General features: G+C 75.6%; 22 protein-coding genes and 1 pseudogene. 10 read left to right on the top strand and 13 right to left on the bottom strand.

Annotated elements, in window-relative coordinates; translation table 11 throughout:
• Nucleotides 1-4: 4 nt before the first annotated feature.
• A complete protein-coding gene (locus tag RIM90_RS00265) occupies nt 5-961 on the bottom strand; it encodes an STM4015 family protein (protein WP_309058419.1) in 957 nt (318 codons plus the stop codon).
• Nucleotides 962-1,185: 224 nt separating this feature from the next.
• On the opposite strand from RIM90_RS00265, the gene RIM90_RS00270 reads away from it, so the two are divergent.
• The 5 genes from RIM90_RS00270 to RIM90_RS00290 all read left to right on the top strand — a co-directional run bounded on the left by RIM90_RS00270 (nt 1,186) and on the right by RIM90_RS00290 (nt 4,140).
• Entirely contained in the window at nt 1,186-1,512 is a 327-nt protein-coding gene (locus RIM90_RS00270; RefSeq protein WP_309058420.1) for a hypothetical protein, read from the top strand.
• 56 nt (nt 1,513-1,568) lie between these two features.
• Complete coding sequence (locus RIM90_RS00275) at nt 1,569-2,636, top strand: DUF6745 domain-containing protein (protein WP_309058421.1); 1,068 nt, start codon at nt 1,569-1,571, stop codon at nt 2,634-2,636.
• Nucleotides 2,637-2,729: 93 nt separating this feature from the next.
• Entirely contained in the window at nt 2,730-2,879 is a 150-nt protein-coding gene (locus RIM90_RS00280; protein ID WP_228967530.1) for a hypothetical protein, read from the top strand.
• A 76-nt stretch (nt 2,880-2,955) separates the two neighbouring features.
• Complete coding sequence (locus RIM90_RS00285) at nt 2,956-3,378, top strand: ATP-binding protein (protein WP_309058422.1); 423 nt, start codon at nt 2,956-2,958, stop codon at nt 3,376-3,378.
• An 81-nt stretch (nt 3,379-3,459) separates the two neighbouring features.
• Nucleotides 3,460-4,140, top strand: a complete 681-nt coding sequence (locus tag RIM90_RS00290) for an adenosylcobinamide amidohydrolase (RefSeq protein ID WP_309058423.1) — start codon at nt 3,460-3,462, stop codon at nt 4,138-4,140.
• 17 nt (nt 4,141-4,157) lie between these two features.
• On the opposite strand, the gene RIM90_RS00295 is transcribed toward RIM90_RS00290, so the two are convergent.
• Genes RIM90_RS00295 through RIM90_RS00305 form a run of 3 tightly spaced genes read right to left on the bottom strand, consistent with a single transcriptional unit; the run spans nt 4,158 to nt 7,751 of the window.
• The gene (locus RIM90_RS00295; protein WP_309058424.1) at nt 4,158-5,723 is read right to left on the bottom strand and encodes an FAD-dependent oxidoreductase; all 1,566 of its coding nucleotides are present in this window, start codon (nt 5,721-5,723) and stop codon (nt 4,158-4,160) included.
• The gene (locus RIM90_RS00300) at nt 5,720-6,451 is read right to left on the bottom strand and encodes a methyltransferase domain-containing protein (protein WP_309058425.1); all 732 of its coding nucleotides are present in this window, start codon (nt 6,449-6,451) and stop codon (nt 5,720-5,722) included. Before RIM90_RS00300 ends, RIM90_RS00295 begins: the two co-directional genes overlap by 4 nt.
• A 49-nt stretch (nt 6,452-6,500) precedes the next feature.
• Entirely contained in the window at nt 6,501-7,751 is a 1,251-nt protein-coding gene (locus RIM90_RS00305; protein WP_375165372.1) for a lycopene cyclase family protein, read from the bottom strand.
• 499 nt (nt 7,752-8,250) lie between these two features.
• Here RIM90_RS00305 and RIM90_RS00310 point away from each other — a divergent pair.
• The 3 genes and pseudogenes from RIM90_RS00310 to RIM90_RS00320 all read left to right on the top strand — a co-directional run.
• Nucleotides 8,251-8,493 (top strand): annotated as a pseudogene (locus tag RIM90_RS00310) (phytoene desaturase); the annotation flags it as partial.
• A complete protein-coding gene (locus RIM90_RS00315; RefSeq protein ID WP_309058427.1) occupies nt 8,490-9,503 on the top strand; it encodes a phytoene/squalene synthase family protein in 1,014 nt (337 codons plus the stop codon). The pseudogene RIM90_RS00310 and the gene RIM90_RS00315, both read left to right, overlap by 4 nt.
• Nucleotides 9,500-10,522, top strand: a complete 1,023-nt coding sequence (locus RIM90_RS00320) for a DUF5914 domain-containing protein (RefSeq protein WP_309058428.1) — start codon at nt 9,500-9,502, stop codon at nt 10,520-10,522. The genes RIM90_RS00315 and RIM90_RS00320 overlap by 4 nt, the downstream gene beginning before the upstream one ends.
• A 23-nt stretch (nt 10,523-10,545) precedes the next feature.
• Here RIM90_RS00320 and RIM90_RS00325 read toward each other — a convergent pair whose 3' ends face one another.
• The 8 genes from RIM90_RS00325 to RIM90_RS00360 all read right to left on the bottom strand — a co-directional run bounded on the left by RIM90_RS00325 (nt 10,546) and on the right by RIM90_RS00360 (nt 16,806).
• The gene (locus RIM90_RS00325) at nt 10,546-11,427 is read right to left on the bottom strand and encodes an SDR family oxidoreductase (RefSeq protein ID WP_309058429.1); all 882 of its coding nucleotides are present in this window, start codon (nt 11,425-11,427) and stop codon (nt 10,546-10,548) included.
• A gap of 22 nt (nt 11,428-11,449) precedes the next feature.
• Nucleotides 11,450-11,944 carry a hypothetical protein gene (locus tag RIM90_RS00330; protein WP_309058430.1) on the bottom strand — a complete coding sequence of 165 codons (495 nt, stop codon included), beginning with the start codon at nt 11,942-11,944 and terminating at the stop codon, nt 11,450-11,452.
• Nucleotides 11,945-12,027: 83 nt separating this feature from the next.
• Entirely contained in the window at nt 12,028-13,677 is a 1,650-nt protein-coding gene (locus tag RIM90_RS00335) for an NAD(P)/FAD-dependent oxidoreductase (protein WP_309058431.1), read from the bottom strand.
• Nucleotides 13,670-14,176: an SRPBCC family protein gene (locus RIM90_RS00340; RefSeq protein WP_309058432.1), complete on the bottom strand. Its 507-nt coding sequence runs from the start codon at nt 14,174-14,176 to the stop codon at nt 13,670-13,672. The genes RIM90_RS00335 and RIM90_RS00340 overlap by 8 nt, the downstream gene beginning before the upstream one ends.
• Nucleotides 14,177-14,299: 123 nt before the next feature.
• Entirely contained in the window at nt 14,300-15,172 is an 873-nt protein-coding gene (locus RIM90_RS00345; protein ID WP_309058433.1) for an oxygenase MpaB family protein, read from the bottom strand.
• Nucleotides 15,173-15,313: 141 nt separating this feature from the next.
• The gene (locus RIM90_RS00350) at nt 15,314-15,580 is read right to left on the bottom strand and encodes a hypothetical protein (RefSeq protein WP_309058434.1); all 267 of its coding nucleotides are present in this window, start codon (nt 15,578-15,580) and stop codon (nt 15,314-15,316) included.
• Between the two features lie 36 nt (nt 15,581-15,616).
• Complete coding sequence (locus RIM90_RS00355) at nt 15,617-16,408, bottom strand: restriction endonuclease (protein ID WP_309058435.1); 792 nt, start codon at nt 16,406-16,408, stop codon at nt 15,617-15,619.
• A 224-nt stretch (nt 16,409-16,632) separates the two neighbouring features.
• Complete coding sequence (locus RIM90_RS00360) at nt 16,633-16,806, bottom strand: CsbD family protein (RefSeq protein WP_309058436.1); 174 nt, start codon at nt 16,804-16,806, stop codon at nt 16,633-16,635.
• A 181-nt stretch (nt 16,807-16,987) separates the two neighbouring features.
• Between RIM90_RS00360 and RIM90_RS00365 the strand changes: the two genes are divergently transcribed.
• Nucleotides 16,988-17,653, top strand: coding sequence for a GAF and ANTAR domain-containing protein (locus RIM90_RS00365; RefSeq protein ID WP_309058437.1), 666 nt, complete (start codon nt 16,988-16,990; stop codon nt 17,651-17,653).
• 69 nt (nt 17,654-17,722) lie between these two features.
• Here RIM90_RS00365 and RIM90_RS00370 read toward each other — a convergent pair whose 3' ends face one another.
• Nucleotides 17,723-18,304, bottom strand: a complete 582-nt coding sequence (locus RIM90_RS00370; RefSeq protein WP_309058438.1) for a hypothetical protein — start codon at nt 18,302-18,304, stop codon at nt 17,723-17,725.
• Between the two features lie 216 nt (nt 18,305-18,520).
• Here RIM90_RS00370 and RIM90_RS00375 point away from each other — a divergent pair, with 216 nt between their 5' ends.
• Entirely contained in the window at nt 18,521-21,085 is a 2,565-nt protein-coding gene (locus RIM90_RS00375; RefSeq protein ID WP_309058439.1) for a SpoIIE family protein phosphatase, read from the top strand.
• Nucleotides 21,086-21,563 lie beyond the last annotated feature (478 nt).

Genomic DNA, 21,563 nt, shown 5'->3' on the forward strand with positions numbered 1-21,563 from the left:
GTGCTCACTCCCCCACGGCGACGTAGCGGTGGACGGTGCCGTCGTCGTCCTCGTCCCAGTCGGCGTCGTCCCGGTCGAGGTCCACCTCGACGCCCGCGGGTTCCAGCGTCTCGCGCAGGCGCTGCCGGAGGGCCTCACCGATGTAGTTGTGGTGCAGGTCCAGCTTCTTGAGGTGGGTCAGCGGCTGGCCGCCGAGGAGGGCGGCGGCGCCGTCGTCGCTCAGGGTGCCCATGGACAGGTCGAGCACGTCGAGCCGGGCGACCACCGCGGCCGACGCCACGGCGGCGGCGACCTCGTCCTGGATCTCGCTGTTGCGCAGGGCCAGGTGCCGCAGCCGGGGCAGCCGGGCCCCGGACAGGATCGGCTCCAGGTCGGCGACCTCGCTGTCGGCGCCGTACCAGGAGGTGCCGAGCCACAGGTCGAGGTGTTCCAGTGCGGGCAGTTCGCTGGCCCCGACACCGCGGACGACCTCCACCGGGAGGCCGCCGGTCTCCACGACCAGCTTGCGCAGCCTGTCGTGGCGCAGGGCGGGGAACCGCAGCCCCTGGCCCCCGCGCACACCGAACTCCTCCAGTTCGGGGAAGCCGGCCAGCAGCGGGGCGACGTCGCCCTGGGTGATCCAGGAGATCTCGCACTCCTCGAACACGATGTCCCCGAGGAACACCGCCCGCAGGGCGGGCAGCCGGTCACGCGCGGCCACCAGCGCCTCGATGACGTCGGAGGGGGCGGAGTCGTACGCGTCCTCCCAGACGCCGACGATCAGGGCGCGGACCCGCGTGGTGTCGACCGCGGCACAGAAGCGGGCGAAGACCTCCACCCACGAGTTCTCGGCGTCGTACGTCACGGCGGCGATCCGCCAGGCCACGGCGTCGGGTTCGGGCAGCCGAGCCGTCCCGTCGAGCTCGGAGAAGGTGAAGGCGGGGAGGCCGTACAGCTCTTCGAGGTGGCCACCGATGGTCATACGGGCTGCTCCTGTCGTGACGACGGGCGAAAGGGGATGGTGCGCGTGCGGGGCCGTCACGGAGCACGGGGTGCGAGCCGTCCGGCGTGGCGTGCAGCAGTTCTACCAACAGCGACTGACAACGCCCGGCGGCGGGGGGGCGGTGACGGTCCGTTGTCAGTGGCGGCTCGTACTGTCTGCGCGTGGGCTCCGGAGCACCGTGCGCCGGAGCGGAGGGGAGAGCCGTGTACCGGCAGGGAGACGTGCTGATCGTGCCCGTCGCGGACGAGGCGGTGCCGTCCCACGTCCCGGACGCGCCCAGGGAGCCGCGGGACGCCCGGGGGCGGCTCGTGCTGGCCCTCGGGGAGGTCACCGGGCACGCCCACGCGGTGGTCGGCCGGGGCGAACTCGTGCGGGAGCCGGGCCCCTTCGGGCCGTTCCTGCTGCACCTGCCGGAGGGCGGCCGGGTGGTCCACGAGGAGCACGCCGCGATCGCGCTGCCCGAGGGGTGGTACCGCGTGATCCGGCAGCGGGAGTACGTCCCCGGTTCGGTGCGGCTGGTGGCCGACTGACGGGGCGCGGCGACCGGACGAGGGACGAACCGAGCACAGGACGGGGGACGTTGACGATGACGATCACGCAGGAGAGCGGTGCGGCGGCCGGGGCCGGCGGTTTCGGGGACGGGGCGGACACGGACCGGGTGGGACGCTGGCGCGCGTGGGCCGCGTCCGCCGTGCCCGCCGACCGTGCCGCGGCGGAGGAGGGCGTCCGGGCGGCGTACCGCAGCGCCGGGCTGGCCGAGCCGGAGCGCGTGATCTGGGCGGGCTCGCCGCGCGAGGGCGTGGCGCTGATACGGGAGGGCGCCGGCTTCGGGGCGAGCGTCCGCGAGGCGGTGCGCACGGCACCGTGGGCGGCCGAGCGCCGCCGTCTGCACGAGGAGTTGGGTGCGGCGGGCTGGTCCAGTCACTGGTCGCGGACCGGCGGGGCCCTGTGGGACGCCACGCAGACGCTGGTGGACCGGATCCGCACCGGGGTGCTCGACGACCTCGCCGCCGACGACCGGGCCGCCCGCACCGGGATACGGCTGATCCTGCTGGACGCGCTGCTGGGGCAGCACGACGCGCCGTGGCTGGCCGCCCTGCACACCGACGGGTCCCCGCTGGAGGGGCCGGCCCGGGTGTGCCGCAGCGCCGGCTGGTGGTGGCCGTTCGAGAAGGTGGCGGTGGTGTGCGAACGTCCCGTCGCGCTGCACCGGGACGAGGCCGGCCGGCTCGACCGCGGCGACGGTCCGGCCCTGGAGTTCCCCGACGGCTTCGCGCTGTGCGCCTGGCGCGGCATGCCGGTGCCGCGCGCCTTCCTGGAGGAGCTGCGCACCCTCACACCGGAACGGATCCGGACCGAGGAGAACGCCGAGCTGCGCCGGGTGATGCTCGAGTACTACGGCTACGACCGCTACCTGGCCGATTCCGGCGCCCGGCCGGTGCACCGGGACGGCACGGGCACGCTCTGGCGCGTCGAACTGGACGGCGACGAGCCGGTCGTCATGGTGGAGGTCCTCAACTCCACGCCCGAGCCGGACGGCACCCACCGCACGTACTGGCTCCGCGTGCCGCCGGACACGCGGACGGCGCGGGAGGGAGTGGCGTGGACGTTCGGTCTGGGAGCCGAGGCGTACGAGCCGCTGAAGGAGACGTGAGCCCGTTCGCGCGCCCGTGGGGCTGAGTCCGTCCGCAGGGGGTAACCGAAGTACGTCAAGGACGCAGCGGACGCCACGGAAAGGAGCCCCGCCATGCCGAGCATGATGGAGCGCATCAAGCAGTTCGCGAGGAGCCCTCAGGGGCGGCGTACGACCGAGCAGGTGCGGCGGGCCGCGGCCGATCCGCGGCGCCGGGCCCAGGCCCAGCGTCTGCTGGGCAGGTTCCGCGGTGGTCACCGCTGACCCTCTCCGCTCCTGCCTCCGCGCGGTCCGGCACGCATCTGCCCGGGCCGCGCGGCCATGACCAGGAAGGATCACCATGAACGAATCGTCGGTCCGGGCAGTGGGCTGGGCGCGCTCGCTGCCGATGGACCGTGGGGTGAAGGCGGCCCGGGACTGGGCACGCGAGCACCTCGACGCGCTGGGGTGGACCACCTCCGCCCCCGAGACGGTGGACGCCGTGCTGCTGACCGTCTCGGAGCTGGTCACCAACGCGCACATCCACGCGCACAGCGATGCCCAGCTGATCATGACCCTGGACGATCACTGCCTGCACCTCGCCGTGCACGACGCCTCCACCGACCTGCCGGCGCCCCGCCGCCCGAGCACGGAAAGCGCCGGCGGGCGCGGCATGCTGCTCGTCGACGCCCTGGCGGACGCGTGGGAAACCCACCCGTGCCCCCACGGCAAGACCGTCGTGGCCTGTTTCCGGGTACCCGGCGCCGACGAACCGGAGCAGTGACCGGGGCCCTCGGCGACGGGGCGGCCGTTTCGGCATACGATCAGCCGACCCCGCCCGCAAGAAGCCGAGGAGCCCTGCCCGGTGACCGCCGTTCTCCCGCCGCCCCGCGCCACCGGTGGCCTGCTGCGCCTGCGGCGCCAGGACCGCGTGGAAGACGGTGAGCGGCTGCACTCCCTGCTGTGGGTCGCCGGCCCGGGCTGGCGGATGATCAGCAGCGCGGTCCTGGGCGGAGGCATCGGCGAGCGGACCTGGGTCCTCAATGCCCAGGTCTCCCACGGCTACCGGCGCACCGATCCCGGCCGGCACCTCGCCGGCCTCGCCCTCGGCGCGGGCGTGCGCGGACCGGGGGTGGGCCTGATGACGGCCGCGGACGTCTCGGCGTACGCCTGCGCTGCGGACGGTGGTGCCGAGGCCGTCGTCACGTCGGGTGTCCGTGTGCGCGGATGGGCCGCCTGCCCGGGCGAGGGCACCGCCGGCCCGGAGGCACCGGGCACGATCAACATCGTCGTCGCCCTGCCCGTGGCGCTCACCGACGCCGCCCTGGTGAACGCGGTGGCCACCGCCACCGAAGCGAAGGTGCAGGCCCTCGTGGAGGCCGGCTACGACTGCTCCGGCACTCCCACCGACGCGGTGTGCGTCGCCGCTCGCGTCCCGTCCCCCGGTGAGGCGGGGCACGCTTTCGCCGGGCCCCGCTCGCTGTGGGGCGCGCGTCTGGCGCGCGCCGTCCACCGCGCCGTCCGCGAGGCCACACCCGTGCCCTGACACCGGCCGGCGCCCCGTCAGCCCGGCGGCCGCTTCCCCCACCCGGCCAGGGCCCGCAGCACGGCACCGCGTCCCCGGCCGGGCACGGTCCACACCGTCTGCCCGCGCACCCCCCAGCGCTCCAGCAGGGCGTTGGCGGCCAGGAATCCGGTCGTCGCCGCGCGTTCCATCAGCGCCACGGGCAGGTCGGTGCGCACCAGGTCACCGGCCATCACCAGTCCGGGATCCGGTGTGCGCACCGTCGGCCGGTCGGCATACCCCCCGACGGGGAACAGGGGGCAGTCGGACCGCCATACGTGGCGGGCGTCGACGATCCCGGCCCCGCGTGTCTCCGGGTAGACACGGTGCAGCTGGTCGATCAGCCGTTTCTGCCAGGTCTCACGGGAGGCCCCGGGGGGCACCGCGTACGCGTGGAGTTCGACCACGCAGCCCCCGGTGCGCGCGGCCCAGCGGGCCGCTTCGTCCTCGTAGCGGTCCAGCACGCTGATGTTGTCGAGACCGCCGTATCCGCCGGTGCCCAGGAATCCCGGCCGTTCGGGTGCGACGGGCCGGTCCAGCCACAGGCGGGTGACGAGGAACGGCGGGGCGTTGCGCAGGCGTGCGACGCGTTCCCGCCACGGAGGGTCGCCCAACCGGCCGGAGCGGGCGACCAGGGACCGCAGTCCCGCGACGTCCAGGGCGAGCACGACGGTGTCGTGACGCCGTGTCCCGCCGGCGGTGGCGACCTCGTAGCCGCCGTCGGCGGCGGGATCGATCGTCTCGACGGCGGTGGAGGTGCGGATCTCGGCACCGTGCCGGAGCAGGTACCCGGCGAGTGGTTCCCACAGGGCCGCGGGGAAGGGCGCGTCGGGCACGTCGAACAGCAGGCCCTCGGCGGAGCCGAGGAAGTAGATGTGGAACATCAGGGCCATCTCGGCCGCCGACAGCTGCCGCGGGTCGGCGAAGAAGCTGCGGGAGAACACCTCGAACGCCAGGTGGCGGGCGGCGGGCGGGAAGCGGACGGCGTCGAGGAAATCGTGGGCGCTGATGCCGTCGAGGCGTTCGTACACCTCGGGCACGCGGACGTCGAGCAGCGGGAGTGCCGCGGCCGGGTTCATACGGCGCAGGTCGCGCAGGCCGAAGGAGGGGCTGAGCGCCACGAAGCCGAGCGCGCTCCAGGGCGGGGTGCGCGGGATGCGGCGGAAGCTGTCCCGCAGTCCGCCGCTGTGCCAAAGCGGGTAGTCCGGCAGGCCGGTGAGCCGTTCCAGTCCGGGGTCGGTGCGGCGCAACAGGCCGCGCAGGTTGTAGTACTGGCGGAAGAAGGCGTGGAAGCCGCGGCTCATGGTCACCGGGGTGCCGTCGGCCAGGTCGACCGGCCATCCGCCGGCCCGCCCGCCCAGGAAGGGCCGGTGCTCGTAGAGCGTCACGGCCACGTTGCGCTCGGCCAGCGCGGTCGCCGCGGCCAGTCCGGCGATGCCGCCGCCGACGACGGCGGTCGTCGGACGGACGCCCTCGATCCGCCGCGCCCCGGGTGGCGGCGTCAGCACGCGGGCGCGGCGGTCCCGGCCGCGGCGGGCGGCGTCCGGGCGGCGGAAGGGGGTCATCGCCCGCTCTCCGGTTCCGTGCGGGACCGCCGTCCGACGAAGGTGTGGGTGATGCCCGTCTGCCAGCCCGGCAGGGGCAGACAGCGGACGCGGTCGAACCCGGCCGCGCGCAGCCGGTCCGCGAAACGGCCGGCGGTGTCGAACTCCACGACGCTGCGCCACAGGTGGCGGTACAGCGCGCCGTCCCCCAGCGCGGTGGCCGCCGGCTGGACGATGCCGCGGCACACCAGGGTCCACACCGCGCGGTCCACGCGGCGCCCGCTGAGGGTGTACTCGTGCACGCCGAGCCGTCCGCCGGGGGCGAGCAGGGCGCGCACCGTGGTGAGCACGGCGTCGGGATCGGAGACGTTGCGGAAGAGGTAGGCGGCGAACACCGCGTCGAACGGCCCCGTCACACCCGCCTCCGCCAGCCCTTCCGCCGGCGCCCGGGTGAACGTCACGCCGTCCGGCCAGGGTTTGGCGGCGGCCCGTTCCAGCATGCCGGCGGAGGCGTCCACGGCGAGGATCCGCGCCTTTGGCAGCACGGCGGCGAGGGCGGCGGTCGACGCGCCGGTACCGCAGCCGAGGTCCAGCACGCGCAGGCCCCGGCCCCGGTGGGGCAGGCCGAGCCGGCGTACCGAGCGGCGCAGTTGGGCGTGGTAGCCGGGGTTGGCGGCCACCAGGGCGTCATAACCGCGGGCGGCGTGGTCGAACGCGGCGGCGAGGTCCTCGTCGCGCAGCAGGGTCATGCGGTCTCCCGGAGCAGCAGGGGCGGGGCGGGTGCGGGCGGCCCCCGGGTCAGGGGCCGTCGTCGAACGGGCGGCGGGGCAGACGGGGCAGTTCCAGCGCCGAGCGGAGCATCGGGCCGACGGGGGTGCTCAGGCCGACGGCGAGGTCCTCGTGGAGCCGGGTGCGGCCGTCGAGGAAGAGCAGGAGACGCCGCATGGGCACGCGGGAGAACAGCCGGCAGAAGAGGGCGGGGCCGTCGGCCCGGCCACTGTCCAGGGCACGCAGCAGTACGGCGTCCATGGCCCGGGAGCGGGCCGGGTGGGCGGGCGGCGGCACCGGGCGGCGGCCCTGGCGGAGGGCGGCGGCGACGGCCCTCGTCTGCCGCTGGATGCCGGCGAAGGTGTAACCGGTCGAGGGGCGGGTGGCGCCGCCGGCGGCACCGATGCGGAAGACCGACTCGCCGACCTGCCGGGGCATCGGGGCGTCGGTCATCGGGATGACACCCGTCTCGGTGGACAGGACCTGGAATTCACCGAGTCGGAGTACCTCCTCGGCGTACTGCCGTACCGCCGTCTCGTACCCGCTCGCCGAGAGGGGGCGGGGGGAGAACTCCGTGTACTCCACCAGCGCCTCGCGGCGGCTCACGGGCAGGAGGTAGCCGAACGACAGGCCCCTCGCGGGCTGGGGGGTGCGGAAGTCCATCAGCTCCGCGGTGAGGGGGTCGAAGACCGGGCGGGCGGTGCGGACGAACCAGCCGTGGAAGTGCTGCAGGAGCGTGGTGCGGGCGGCGGGCAGACTGCCCGGGGGGCGTGAGTCGAAGACCCAGCGGGCACGCAGGACGGACGGCCGGCCGTCGGTGTCCCGCAGGTGGACGCGGGCTCCCCCGTGGACGTCCTCCACGGTCTCGACGGTCGCCTCCAGGCGTCGTACGGCCGTGCTTCCGGCCAGGTCGTGCGCGACCAGGTGCTCGAAGTCGTCGGACCGGATCATCTTGTAGCGCAGCGGGGCGATGTCCCCCTCGACCGCCGCGCCCGAGGGGGGACGCACCCGCAGGTGCCGCCAGGCCGCCGTGAGCGCGGCGTCGAAACGGCCCCCGCCGGACTCCCAGAAGCACCACGTCCGGCGCGGCGGGCGCAGCGGACCGGGCGGGGCGTCCACCAGGACGGCCGACGGCGCGCGCGTCCCCGGCACGGCGCGCGCCAGACGGTGGGCCAGGGACAGCCCGGCGGCTCCCGCCCCGACGATGACCACCTCCGCTTCCGCCTCCGGCACGACGGCACCCTCCTCCCGCTCTTCGGCACGCGCACACCTGGCCAGCATTCCTGCCTGTGTGCCCGATCTGCCGCGGGTCACTCGGACGTGTGACGGACGGTCCCGGTGAGGTGGTGGGGCGGTGGGCGTGCGGGGAAGACATGCGCCGCCGGCCCGGTCCGGCTTCCCGACCCGTTCCGCGTCCGCGTGCGGTGTGCGGGCGGACGGACGGGGTGACGGAGCGATCTGTGGCCAGGACGAGAGGAACCGGGATGTGCCGCACGCAGGCGAAGGATCACCGCGCGCAGGGGCCGCTGCTCGTCGCGCACCCGGCGCCCCCGGCGGCGCCCGCCGGCCGGCCGCGGCCCGACGGCGTGCCGGGCGGGGGGTGCGACGCACCGGACGAGGGGGCGCCGTGCCGGCCGGGTCTTCCGGCTCCGCGAGGGGAAGCCGTTGCGTCTCGGCGCCCTCGCCCGGGCGCGGATCCGGATCCGGCCCGGTCCGTCCCGCCGCCCGTCGGCGGGGCCGAGGGGGCCGGTCGATGACCCGCGCCGTGCCGGGCCGTACCGGTCATGTCGCCGTCGTGGGAGCCGGGCTGTCGGCGGCCCGCGGCTTCGCCCGGACGGGCCCGTTCCGGCCCCGCGACCCGGTCCGCGGCACCGGGAACGCCGTCCTGGCCGGCTGCGGCACCACGCCCGGCGTCGGCGTGCCGACCGTGCTGCTGTCCGGGAAGCCGGCCGCGGCACGGATCACCGGCGGACCGGGCCGGTCCCCCGCTCCCCTCATCCGTGCGCAGGAGGCCTCGGCATGACCGCTCGGGAACTCGACGCGGCGGGTGTCACCGATCCGGCGCTGCGCGAGGCGTACGACCGGTGCCGCAGGCTCAACGCCCGGCACGGCAGGACGTACTTCCTCGCCACCCGGCTCCTGCCCGCCGGGCGCCGGCCGGCCGTGCACGCCCTGTACGGCTTCGCCCGCTGGGCCGACGACATCGTCGACGCGCTCGGCACCGGGGCGTCCGCCGCGCGCCGCGACGCCGAACTGTCCGCGCTCCAGCGGGAACTGGACAGGGGCCTGCGGGACGGCGACAGTGGCGAGCCGGTGGTGCGGGCCCTCGCCGACACGGCGCGCCGGTACGGCATCGACCACGGCCACTTCGCCGACTTCATGGCCGCGATGCGCTCCGACCTGGTGGTCACCGACTACGCCACCTACGCGGACCTGCGCCGGTACATGCACGGTTCCGCGGCGGTGATCGGGCTGCAGATGCTCCCGGTCCTGGGCACGGTCGTCCCCCGTGAGCAGGCCGCGCCGCACGCGGCCGCCCTCGGGGTGGCCTTCCAGCTGACCAACTTCCTGCGCGACGTGGGCGAGGACCTCGACCGGGGCCGCGTGTACCTGCCCGCGGACCTGCTCGCCGCGCACGGCGTCGACCGGGCGCTGCTGCGGTGGAGCCGGGACACCGGACGCCGCGACCGGCGGATCACCGCGGCGCTGAAGGAGTTCGAGGCGCTGACGCGGGGCGTGTACCGGGAGGCGGCGCCCGGACTCGGGATGCTCGCCCCGGTCTCCCGGCCCTGCATCCGCACCGCGTTCGTGCTGTACGGCGGCATCCTGGACGCCGTGGCCCGGGGCGGGTACGCGGTGGTGCACCGCCGCGCGGTGGTTCCCCGCCGGTGCCGTGCCGTGGTCGCCGCCGACGGGCTGGCCCGGGCGGTCACCGCCCGGCTGCGCGCCCGGGGGGCCGACCGGCGCCCGGAGGTCCTCCCGCCCGTCCCCTGCGACGGGCCGTACCCGCCGGTTCCCGAGGAGGTCGCGTGAACACCGGATCCACGGGCGGGCGCCGGCGCCTGCCCCTGTCCCTGCGCAGGCGCGCGGTGCCGTGGGAGCGGCAGCGTCCCACCTGGCGCGAGGCACGGCCCGCCGTGATCGCCGAGGCGCTGAAGCGGGCCCGGGCGCGCCCGTCGGGCAACTGGTACGTCGTGGGGGCCTCCCGCGACGTGCGCGGCGGCCGTCCGCTGGCGCGCACCGTGGCGGGCCAGGAGGTGGTGGTCTGGCGGGACGCCGGCGGCCGTGCGGTCGCCGGGCCCGGGATCTGCCCCCATCTGGGGGCACCCCTGCGGGACGGTTCCGTGCGCTGCGGCACCCTGGTGTGCCGCTGGCACGGACTCGCCCTGGACGGCGGCTCCTTCGCGGGCTGGGAGCCGTTCCCGGCGCACGACGACGGCGTACTGGTGTGGGTACGGCTGGACGCGGTGGGCGGCGAGCCGCCGCTGGACGCTCCGGTGGTGCCGCGGCGGCCCGCTCCGGCGCGGGCCCTGTCGGCCGTGTACACCGGGACGGGGACCTGCGAGCCCGAGGACGTCGTGGCCAACCGTCTGGACCCCTGGCACGGGGCCTGGTTTCACCCCTACTCGTTCGTCGACCTCACCGTGACCGGCGCGCCGGACGGTCCGGCCGTCCCGGACGAGGACGAGGACGGCTTCACCGTGGAGGTGTCCTTCCGGGTCGCGGGGCGGCTGGTGGTGCCGGTGCGGGCGGTGTTCACCGCTCCCGGACCGCGCACGGTCGTCATGCGCATCACCGAGGGCGAGGGGGTGGGGTCCGTGGTCGAGACGCACGCCGTCCCCCTGGGCCCGGACGACCGGGGGCGGCCCCGTACGGCGGTCGTCGAAGCGGTGGTGGCGTCCTCCGACCGTCCGGGGTTCGCGGTCGCGCGGGGTGCGGCTCCGCTGCTGCGTCCGCTCGTACGGGCCGCGGCCGGCCGGCTGTGGCGCGACGACCTGGCCTACGCCGAGCGGCGCTGGGCGCTGCGCGCCACGGGGCGTTTCCCGGGCTGACCGCCTCGTCCGGCCGCCCGTGCTCAGGTGTCCGGACGGGCGGCCGCCCGGTCGGCCTCCCCTCCGGCGCCCAGGGGCCCGGTGTGCCGCATGGGGTCCTCGGCCTCCAGGCGGGCCAGCTCGCGGCGGGCCACCCGCAGCACCACCGGCGGCAGCGCGGCCCGCGCCGCCTGCGCCAGGCGCAGCCAGCGGGGCAGGTACAGGGCCGTGCTGCGGTGCTCCACGGCCGAGCCGAGCCGGGCGGCGGCCAGCTCCGCCGGATACACGCGCCGGGCCGGCGGCGGCATGTGGCCGCGCAGCTCCCGCAGGACGGGGTACCGGTCCGCGTCGCGGATCATGTCGGTGTCGATCCAGTTCAGGTAGGCGATGCCCACGGCCACGCCGTGGTGCGCCACCTCGGCGCGCAGGGAGTGGGCGAAGGCCTCCACGCCCGCCTTGGAGGCGCAGTAGGCGCTCATCATCGGCGCGGCGCCGATCGAGGCCAGGGAGGCGGTCTGGAGGTAGTAGCCCTTCGTCGCCAGCAGGTCGGGCAGGAAGGCGCGGGCCGTCGCCGCGCTGCCGGTCAGGTTGACGTCGATCACGCGCCGCCACTGGGCGGGGTCGGAGGTGGCGAACGGTCCGCCTTCGGCGACGCCCGCGTTGGCCACGACGGCGGAGGGGGTGCCCAGACGCCTCCTGACCAGCTCGGCGGCGTCTGCCAGGGCGGCCTCGTCGGTGACGTCGACCTCGTGGGCCAGGGACGCCGTGGGCAGGTCGTCCGCCACCGCCTCCAGCTGCGCCCTCTCGTGGCCGAGCAGCGCCGGCCGGGCGCCGCGCCGGGCCAGGTCGCGCGCCAGGGCCGCTCCGACGCCGCGCGCGGCGCCGGTCACCACGACGGTGCGGTCGCGCAGGGGGCTGTCCTTCATCAGCCGTTCCCTTCGAGAGGGATCACGCCCGGTCCGAGCGGTTGCGCTCCTTGGCGCGGGCCTCGGTCTCCGGGGTGGTCTCGGGGCGGGCGGTGTGGTCGGGGTGGCCGGCGGTGCGGCGGGCCTCCTTCATCTCGGCCTCGTAGAGGTGGTCCCGGCCCTCGGCCAGTTCCTCGACGGCGGCCCGTTCCAGTTCCCGGAACGGCTGGTAGTACGTGTCGTCGTAGGCCTCGACGAGCTGGAACGTCCAGTGGCCGGGGATCACGTTGCGGCCCAGCACCTGGGTGCGCACCGTCTCGGCCCAGTCGGAGTGCCCGGCCTTGTGCAGCAGTTCGACCGCCCGGTCCAGTTCCAGGTCGGCGGTGCCGGTGAGCTGGTGGAAGCTGTAGAGGTGGCCCCGGGCGCGCTCGGTGGTCTCCAGTGCCTTCGAGAGCGATCCGAGCGCCTCCACGGTCTCGTCGCTGACGCCTTCGGGGCGCCGGTGGGCGCGGTCGGGGCCGTCGTCGTGTCGGGTCATCGTCTCGTCTCCGCCTCTGGTCGATGGTGTGCTCCCGTACCCGTCGACGGCGGGTACGTCCCCGTCGGTGGTCCGTGCGCCGGTCACCCCCCGGCGGCCCCGCCGCCCGCGTCCGGCTGCCTGCGTCCGGTGCGGTCGCGGCGGGCCAGCAGCCGCTGCGCCCGGACCGTGCCCGGGGCCCGGTGCCGGCGCAGTGCGGCACGCGCGGCGTTGGCGCCCGGCGCGCCGTGGACGCCGCCGCCCGGGTGGGCGCCGGCGGACGCCAGGTACAGGCCCTTCACGGGCGTCTCGGGGCGTCCGGTGCCTGGGGTCGGACGGAAGAACAGCTGCTGGTGCATGGCCGCGGTGCCGCCGTTGATGGCGCCACCGTGCAGGTTCCGGTCGAGGGACTGGAGCGTCGTCGGGGCGAGGATGCGCCGGGCCCGGATCCGGGCCCGGAAGCCGGGCGCGAAGCGTTCGACCTGGCGCTCGACGCGGTCGGCCATGACCTCCTGCTCCCCGGCGTCCCAGGCTCCGGTGAGGCCCTCCCCGCCCGCGTCGCCGACGACGTCGTGGGGCACGTGGGTGTAGGCCCACGCGGACTCGGTGCCCTCGGGAGAGCGGGACGGGTCCGAGGTCGTCATCTGGCCGAACAGGGAGAAGGGACGGTCGGGGATCCGGCGCATGGCCAGCTGGGCCGCGAAGCGGGTGAGTTCGTCGATGCCGTCCGCGAGGTGGACGGTCCCGGCGCCGGCGGCCTGCTCGCACTGCCAGGGCACCGGCCCGTCGAGCGCCCAGTCGACCTTGAAGGTGGCGAAGTCCCACTGGAAGCGTTCCAGGTCGGACAGGACCTGGGCGGGCAGGTGCCCGGGCTCGACGAGTTCCCCGTACAGGGCGGGCACGGCCACGTCCGCGAGCACCGCGCGCCCGGCCGCGACCGTCTCGCCGTCGGCCGTGCGCACCCCGACGGCCCGGCCGCCGCGCACGACGACCCGGTCGGCCCGCCGCCCGCAGCGCAGCACACCGCCGCGCGCCTTCAGACGGCGCACCAGTGCCTCGGTGAGGGCGCCGGAGCCGCCGGCCGGCACGGGGAAGCCGTAGGTCTGGCCGAGCATCGACATCAGCCAGCCGAAGCCGCCGCTGCCCGCGGCCTCCGGTGCCAGGTCGGCGTGGAGCGCGTTGCCGGCCAGCAGCAGTCCGCCGCCCTCCCCCCGGAACTCCTCCTCGGCCAGGCGGCGCACGGGCAGGACCAGGGTGCGCGCCATGCGCAGCCCGCCGGTGCCGTGCAGCCGGACGGCGAGCCGGGCCGCGGAGCGGACCGGCGGGAACGGGGTGAACAGCGCGCCGAGGAGGTCGGGGCGCAGGCGCTGCCACGCGTCGTGCAGCCGGCGCCAGGCGGCTCCGTCGCCCGGTGCGAAGGCGTCCAGGGAGTCGGCGGTGACGTCGATCCTGCGGTCGAGCACCGCGCACCTGCCGTCGCTCAGCGGGTGGGCGAGGACCTGCGGGGCGTGGCTCCAGCGCAGTCCGTGGTCCTCCAGGCGGAGCCCGGCGAGGACCGGGGAGGCGGCGGCGAGCGGGTAGAAGGAGCTGAACACGTCGCTGACGAAGTCGGGGTCGGCGCCCCGGTCGTGGCGCACCGCGCCGCCGGGCTCCGGCTGTTCCTCCAGCACCTCCACGCTCCAGCCGGCGTCGGCCAGCAGGTTCGCCGCGACCAGTCCGTTGGGGCCGGCCCCGATCACCACGGCGTCAGGCACGGGCGCCTCCCGCGTCGTGCCCGGGCGCCACGACCTGGCCCAGGGGCCGGCGCCGTTCCTCCTCGGCTGCCTCGGCCTCGCAGAGCTTCGCCAGCCGGGCGAGCATGGCGCGGTGGCGGACCTGGATCAGGGCCTCTACCGCCATGTTGTGCACCGTGCCGCCCACTCCCCGCAGGGGGTGCTCGTCCACGACCACCAGGCAGTGGTCGCCCCAGGGCTTGAGCTCGATGGCGACGCGCGCGGTGCCGAGCGAACCGGCCTTGGCCTCGAGTTCCAGGTCCCGGCCCGTCTCACAGCGACGGACGACCGTCTCGTTGGTCAGGGACAGGGGACCGAAACGCACCTCGTACCGGATCGCCGAGCCGACCTGCGGCCACTGCCCCCGCACCGGCTCCGACGACGAGGTGCCCACCACCCACTGGCCGTAGCGGCTGCCGTCCTCGAGGACGGACCAGACGGTCTGCGGGCTCGTTCTGATCAGGTGATTACGGACCGCCACTTCGACCTCCCGTGTCCGACAGCGGCACCGGCCGTCAGCGCCGGTCAGCACTGAGTGCCCCCTCTGGGGCGCGTCAAGCAGCGGCACGGTGAGGAGGTGCGGGCCGGTGGCCCGGTGCCGGTGTCACGCCGGGTCGCGGGGCGGGGTCAGGGCCCAGCGGATACCCGCGGTGACGGCGGTGCCCAGCGGACGGACGCACACGCCCTCGGCCGGGCGCACGCGGGGCAGCCACAGGGCGCGGGAGGCCCAGGTCGGCAGCAGGGACACGGCATTGGCGGCGAGGACCCCGTACGGCAGCCGGGCGAGGAGCGGAACGGGCGGGTTGAGCAGCAGGAAGCGGGCCGTGCTGCGCGCCTCGGGGGTCGCGCGCAGCTCGGCGCGGTAGGCGGTCAGCCGCTCGGTGAGTTCGGCGCGGTTCACCGGCGGGTCGGGCACGCCGAGCGCGGTGGCGACGCGCGCCATGTCGGCGACGTACCCGTCGCAGCCCTCGGCGTCCAGGGGACGGGCACCGTAGCGCTGGTGGGCGCGCAGGAAGCAGTCGGTCTCCGCGACGTGCACCCAGCACAGCAGGCGGGGGTCGGTGGCCCGGTACTCCTCGCCGTCGGCGGTGGTGCCGCGCACCGTCTCGTGGACGGCCCGTACCCGGTCGACGGCCCGCTGGGCGCTGTCGGCGGTCCCGTAGGTGGTGACGGCCAGGAAGGTGCTGGTCCGCTGCAGGCGCCCCCAGGGGTCGCCGCGGAAGCCGGAGTGTCCGGCGACGGCGGCCATGGCCAGCGGGTGGAGCGACTGGAGCAGCAGGGCCGCCAGTCCGCCGATGAACATCGAGGCGTCCCCGTGCACCCTCCTGACCGGCCGCTCGGGTCCGAACCAGCGCGGACCGGGCGTGCCGTGGATGCGCGCGCGGCGGTCCGGGCCCTCCGGCCCGGCCACCCGGGAGAAGATCGCGTGGCCGATGCGGTCGCGCAGCGCCGATTCGCCTTCTGCCAGGAGTCCCATGGCCACTCCGCCCTCCTCACGCCCGCGGCGACCGGTCGACGCGGGCGCCCTGCGGCTACCTCTGCCCCGTACCCTGCCCGGTACCCAGGGCGGGCGGCTCGTCCACCTCTCACGGCCGCCGGGAGCACGGGCCCCGCGTGTTCAGGGGACGTCGCCCCGCCAGTCGAACACCCGGTCGCCCGTGCCGCGGGGTGCGTAGACCGCGCGTCCGCCCGCGCCGTAGCGGCCTATCTCGGTGGGCAGGCCGACGCCGTCCCTCAGTTCCGTGTCGCTGCGGTCGGTGACGTCCAGCAGGAGGCCGTCCAGCGGGCCTCCCGCCAGTTCCACGTACGAGCGCCCGTCGCGCGGCCCGGGGTCGTCGTGGTCCGCCCCGTAGACCCGGCCGCGCATGAACTCCAGTTCGTCCATACCCGGCAGAGTGGCATCCGCCACTGACAACCGGTCCTACGCGTCCGCCTCGCCGGCGCCCGCCGTCCAGGGCTCCGGTGCCGCACCGGCGCTCCAGGCGAGCAGGCCGCCGCGGTTCACGCACACGATTCCGCACTGCTCGGCGTACTCCTCGGCCGGTGCGGTGAAGTCGCCGGTGGTGACGACGAGGGCGACGTCCGCCTCGTGGACGGTGAAGCAGGTGCCGCCGAAGCGCTGCAGGTCCTGCGAGCCGACCTTGTGGTCGTCGCCGTAGCGTTTGCACTGGATGACGAGGCGGTGCCCTTCGGGGGACCGGGCCACCACGTCGGCGCCCAGGTCGCCGGCTCCGCCGACGACCCGCACGTCCGAGCAGCCGTCCCGTACGCACAGGGCCGCTATCGCCTCCTCGAACTCCTCGGGGCTCAGGGCGTCGTAGTCGGGGACACCGGGCGCACCGGCCGTCCGGCGGGTCTCTTCCTCGCACCGCTCGGCGGGGGCCGGGGCCGCGGGCGGAGCCGGTTCGGATGTGTCCAGGGCCTCGAGCGCCGTCGCCGTGGCCTGTTCCAGGGCCTCGCCGGTCCGGCGGGCGACCCTCGCCGCGGACAGCCGCCGCCGTCTGCGCCCATGGGCCAGCACGACCGCGACGGCCACGCACAGCAGGACGAAGCCCCACGCCGGGCGCCGCTGCACGGCCCCGGCCAGCGCGCGCACCGTGAGGCCCGCGGCGATCAGGACCGTGGCGAGCAGCGCGAAGAACACGGCTGTCGCGCGCAGGTCGAAGCGGCGCCCGCGGTGCAGCGGACGCGTACGGCGCTCAGGCATGGTCACCGTGGTGATTCCTCTCTGTGGCGGCCGGCACGGAGTGCGTCCCGAGGCCGCGGGGACCCCGAAGATCACGTACGCCGTCTGCCCGGGATCGGCCCGTTCACCGGCGTGCCGCACACGAGGGCGGGGTCCTGCCGCGGCAGGACCCCGCCCGGAGGGGGATCAGTGGGTGCGTACCCGACGCCTACGGGTCATCCGGTGCGCACGAGTCATCGCGTACGAGTCGTTCAGTGCCGGAAGACGTCCTTCGTCTTCTCCTTCGCCTGCCGTGCGTCGCCCTTGGCCTGCTCGGTCCGGCCCTCGGCCTCGAGCCGCTCGTTCCCGACCGCGCGGCCGACCGCCTCCTTGGCCTTGCCCTTGGCCTGTTCCGCCTTCGCCTTGGCCTTCTGCTCCTCAGCCATCCTTGCTCACTCCCTGCAACGTCCGCGTGCGTTCCCCGTCATCGGTCGAGTGGCCGACGGCGTGGTCCTCAAACCCCGGCGAAGAGGAGTGCGGCCGGGACCGGCGTGCCACGATGGGCGGTGGGGCGGTCTGCATCGGGCAGGGAGGCGGACAGTGGACTGGCAAGGCTTCGCTCAGCAAATGGCTTCCATGGCCCGTGATCTCCTCGCCGAGCACACCCTCGACTCGACCCTGGAAAAGATCACGAAGTCGGCCGTGGAACTCGTCGAGGGCTGCGACGCCTCAGGGATCCTCGTCCTCAAGGGGAACCGGGTGAGTTCACTGGCCCCCACCGAGCAGCGCGTGATCGACAGCGACCGCCTCCAGGAAAGCCTGCGGGAGGGCCCCTGTTTCGACGCGGCCCGGCCCGACCGCGACGAACGGGTCTTCCGCATCACCGACCTCACCCGGCACGCCGATCGCTGGCCGAACTACGTGCCGCGCGCCCGGGAACTGGGCCTGGGGAGCATGATGGGGTTCCTGCTGTACACGCGGGAGGAGGAACTGGGGGCCCTCGACATGTACTCGCGCGAGCCCGGGGCGTTCACCGAGGACAGCGAGACGGCGGGCTGGCTGCTGGCCTCCCACGCGGCGGTCGCCTTCTCCAGCGCCCTGTCCGACGCCCAGTTGCAGGAGTCCATCACCACCCGGCACATGATCGGCGAGGCGATGGGCATCCTGATGGGCCGCCACCACATCACGGAGGACCAGGCCTTCGAGATCCTGCGCACCCGGTCCCAGCGCACGAACACCAAGCTGCGCGACGTGGCCCGCCGGATCTGCGAGACCGCTGCCGCAAAACGGTGAGCGCCCGGCGCGCCCGGCCGGGCGCCCATCGCGACGCAGGCCCCCTCCCGGCACTTCCGGGAGGTGTGCTCAGCGCCTGCCGCTCCAGGCGTGGGCGACGTCGATCACGATGCGGTCCTGGAGTTCGAGGACCCGGAAGGGCAGCCGCGCGCGCACTCCGAGGCCGACCTGGGTCTCGCCCTCGAAACTGCCGGCGAACCGCGCGTCCCTGAAGGTGCGGTACCCGGTGAGGTCCACGCCCGGCAGGGGACGTCCGGCCCGCGCGGGATAGGTGGGCTCGCCGGTCTCGGGGGCGTAGGCGGGCGCGGCCACCCGCACCTCGAGCACGGCGCCGCCGGCGACGGGGACGGGCCGGCCCGATCCGTCCTGGTACAGGCGGTCGACGTACCGCACGGAGTAGCCGAGGCCGCCGCGGCCGGCGCCGGGCAGATCCACGACCATCCGGTCGTAGCAGCCGTGGCGGCCGGTCCGGATGTCGCGCACCGGCGTGGTCGTGGCGTCGTCGTCGGTCCTGGCCTGGCTGCCCCAGCCGGTGGGGCACGCCGTGGCGCGGGCGGTCGCGGCCGGGGCGGCGACGGCCGGGACCGCCGCCGTGCCCAGCATGGCGCCGACGAGTACGAAGGTCGCGCAGATTGTTCTGGTTCGAAGCATTTCCGCCCCCTGGGCTCGCATCGCTCTGGTATGGGGTGAGACGAGCGGGTTCACCCAAAGGTTGCGCTGTTCCCGGCGGGTCGTCGCGCGGCGGAGGGGGCCGGTCGACGGCCGGATCGCGGAAGACGGACGCATCCGCCGCGCCGGAGCGCCCCGCAGGGCACATCCTGGGGGGAACGAAGGGTGTCCTGTGCGTCCGCACCGGGAGGGCGCGAGATGGATGAGTCAGCCGCCGTACCAGGCGGGGAGCGGCCGGCAGGCGTGCTCGGCCGGGGCGCGGAAGGGGAACGGGGCGGGGGCGCGGCGCGGATCGAGGACGCGCTCGCGGAGCCCGTGGTGGCGGCGGTCAAGGGCATCGGGGGGTACGGCGGACTGGTGTACCTGCGCTCGCGCGACCGGCGCTCGCTGGTGCTCTGCGTGGTGACCGGCGTCCCGCGGTCGCTGCTGGTGTCCTGGTGGCGGGTGCCGGTGGGCGGCGCGCTGCCCATGGCCGAGGCGTACCGCCGGGACGAGAGCCTGTGGCTGCCGGACGAGCGGGCGACGATGCTGCGCTTCCCTCAGTTCACCGCCGCGCTGCCGTACTCGTTCGCCTCGGCCTACCGGCCCGTGCGGGTCGGCGGCGAGCCCGTGGGCGTCCTGGTCGTGCTGCGTTCGGCCGCCCGGGAGCCGGTGAGCGCGCAGGCGGTGCGGGCCGCGCTGGACGACGCCGGACGGGACATGGAGGAGCGCCTGACCGAGTTCGCCCGCCGGGTGCCCGGCCGGACGGACCCGGACGCCGTCGCGTACGGGATCCAGTACGACGACCAGCCGGTCAGCGTGCGGCTGCCCACTCCGCCGGCCCGGGCCGTCCGGGTCGGGATGGTCGAGTGGGACCTGGACAGCGACCGCTGGTCCGGGGACGACGACGCGCTGATCCTGCTGGGCGTCGCCCGGGAGGACTTCGGCGGCACCATGGCGGAGGTCGAGTCCCGGGTGTGCCCGGACGACCTGCACGAGCTGCGGGCGAGCCGGCGGGAGGCGGCGGCCACCGGCCAGGTCAGGTCCCGGCACTTCAGGGTGCTGGACGAGACCGGGGAGGACGGGCGGATCCGCTACCGGCCGGTCGAGCTGTGGGGGCACGTCGTGCCGGCGAAGAGCACCACCCGGCTGCTGGTGGGCGCCCTCGTGGACGCGGTCGGCGGGGTCACCGCGGCCGAGGCCGCCGAGCGGCTGCCCGACGGGCTGTTCTCCCTGGACCAGGACGGCCGGATCGTCTACGCCAACCGCCGCTGCCAGGAGCTGCTGGGGTACGAGCTGGAACGGCTGCTCGGCCACTACCCGTGGGAGGTGCTCACCTGGCTCCGCGATCCGGCCTACGAGGACCGCTACCGGGCGGCGATGCTGTCGCAGGAGCCGGTGTCGTACCTGGCGCACGCCCCGGACGGCACCTGGCTGGGGTTCGCGCTCTACCCCGGTGTGCACGGGCTGACCGGCCGCGTCTTCCGCACCAGCGCGCCCGCCGACACCCGGCCCGCGGCGCCGGTCGCCGGGGCCGCCGTGGCAGCGCCGTCGGAGCCGGTCGCCACGGCCCGCGCGGGAGCCCTCTACCACGTCGTGCGGATGGCCAGTGTGCTCACCGAGGCGGTCACCGTCAGGGACGTGTGCCGGGCCGTCTCCGAGCAGCTGCTGCCCGCGTTCGGCGCCCATGAGCTCGCCCTGTACACGGTGCGTGACAGCCGGATGTACCTGCTGTGGGAGTCCGGCTACCCGGAAGGGTTCCTCGCCCCCTTCGAAGGAGTCCCCCTCGACAGGCCGCTGCCCGGAGTGCACGCCCTGACCACACGGCTCCCGCTCTTCTTCGAGTCGCCCGAGGAACTGGTCAACGCCTATCCCGGGATCGTTCTCGACCGGATGCACGCCTGGTCGTTCCTGCCGCTGATCGCCTCCGGCCATCCGGTCGGCTCCTGCATCCTCGGCTGGGACGCGCCGCACCGGTTCACCCCCGAGGAGCGCAGCGCGCTGACCGCGCTGAGCGGACTGGCCGCCCAGGCGATGGAACGGGCCCGGCTGTACGACGCGGAGTCCGCCGTCGCGCGCGGGCTGCAGGAGGGGCTGCTGCCGCACCGGCTGCCCGTCATCGAGGGGCTGCTCAGCACCGGCCGCTATCTGCCCGGCACCCAGGGCATGGCCATCGGCGGCGACTGGTACGACGTGATCAGGACGGAGCGCGGCGTGGCCCTGGTGATCGGCGACGTCGAGGGGCACAGCGTCGGTGCCGCGGCCGTCATGGGACAGCTGCGCAGCGCGGTGCACGCCTTCGCCGCCAGTGGCCGGCCGCCGCAGGAGGTCATCACCCACACCAACCGGCTGCTGGTCGAGCTGGAGGCGGAGGTCTTCGCCACCTGCTGCTACGTCGAGCTGGACCCGCGCACCGGCCGCGCCCTGGCGGTCCGGGCGGGACATCCCCCGCCGCTGCTGCGCCGTCCGGACGGCCGCGCCGAGACCCTGGACCTGGCCGGCGGCGTGATGCTCGGGGTGCATCCCGACGCGGCCTACCCCGTCACGGCGCTCACCCTGGCGCCCGGCAGCGTCCTCGCGCTGTACACCGACGGACTCGTCGAGACGCCCGGCGGCGACATCGAGACGGGCATCCGGGCGGTCAGCCGCTGTCTGGCCCGCAGCCGCACCGGCTCGGTGGAGCGGCTCGCCGACCAGCTGGTCAGGATCGCCCGCCGGACCGAGGACCGGCCGGACGACGTGGCGCTGCTGCTCACCGCGTACCGCTGGGAGGGCGGGCGCTGACCCCCTCCCGCCGCAGGTCGCCCGGCCGTCCGGAGGGCGGGGAGGTACGGGCCGCGGGACGGTGTGCCGCTCGGCGGCGCGGAGCGCGCCCGCCCGGGAGTCCGGGGAGTGAGGGCGGCGAAGGTGCGCCGGGACCCGCCGACGGTGGCCGCGCCCGGGTCGGAGCGGCGGCGGTCACGGGTGAGGGCACGGCGCAGGGCGGGCGGGCCGGCGCAGGAGGGCCGCCGGCACCTGGCCGCGGTGGGTGACGAGGAGGGAGTACGGACCCTCCGCTGCCGCCCGCCGCGGCAGCGGGAGACGGCGGCCCGGGCCTCGTACGCCCGGCGGGAGGGGACGGGCGCCCTCCGGGACCCGCGGGGCCGGGCCCGGTTCGTCCGGGAGTCGCCCGGGCGGGCCGAGCGCCCGCGATCACCGCACGGTCAGGTCGTGGGAGGCGGGCCGGGCCACCGTCCGGTGTCGGTCGCCGCTGCCGGGCCGT

Source organism: Streptomyces sp., assembly GCF_031181555.1.
Lineage (GTDB): Bacteria > Actinomycetota > Actinomycetes > Streptomycetales > Streptomycetaceae > Streptomyces > Streptomyces fimbriatus.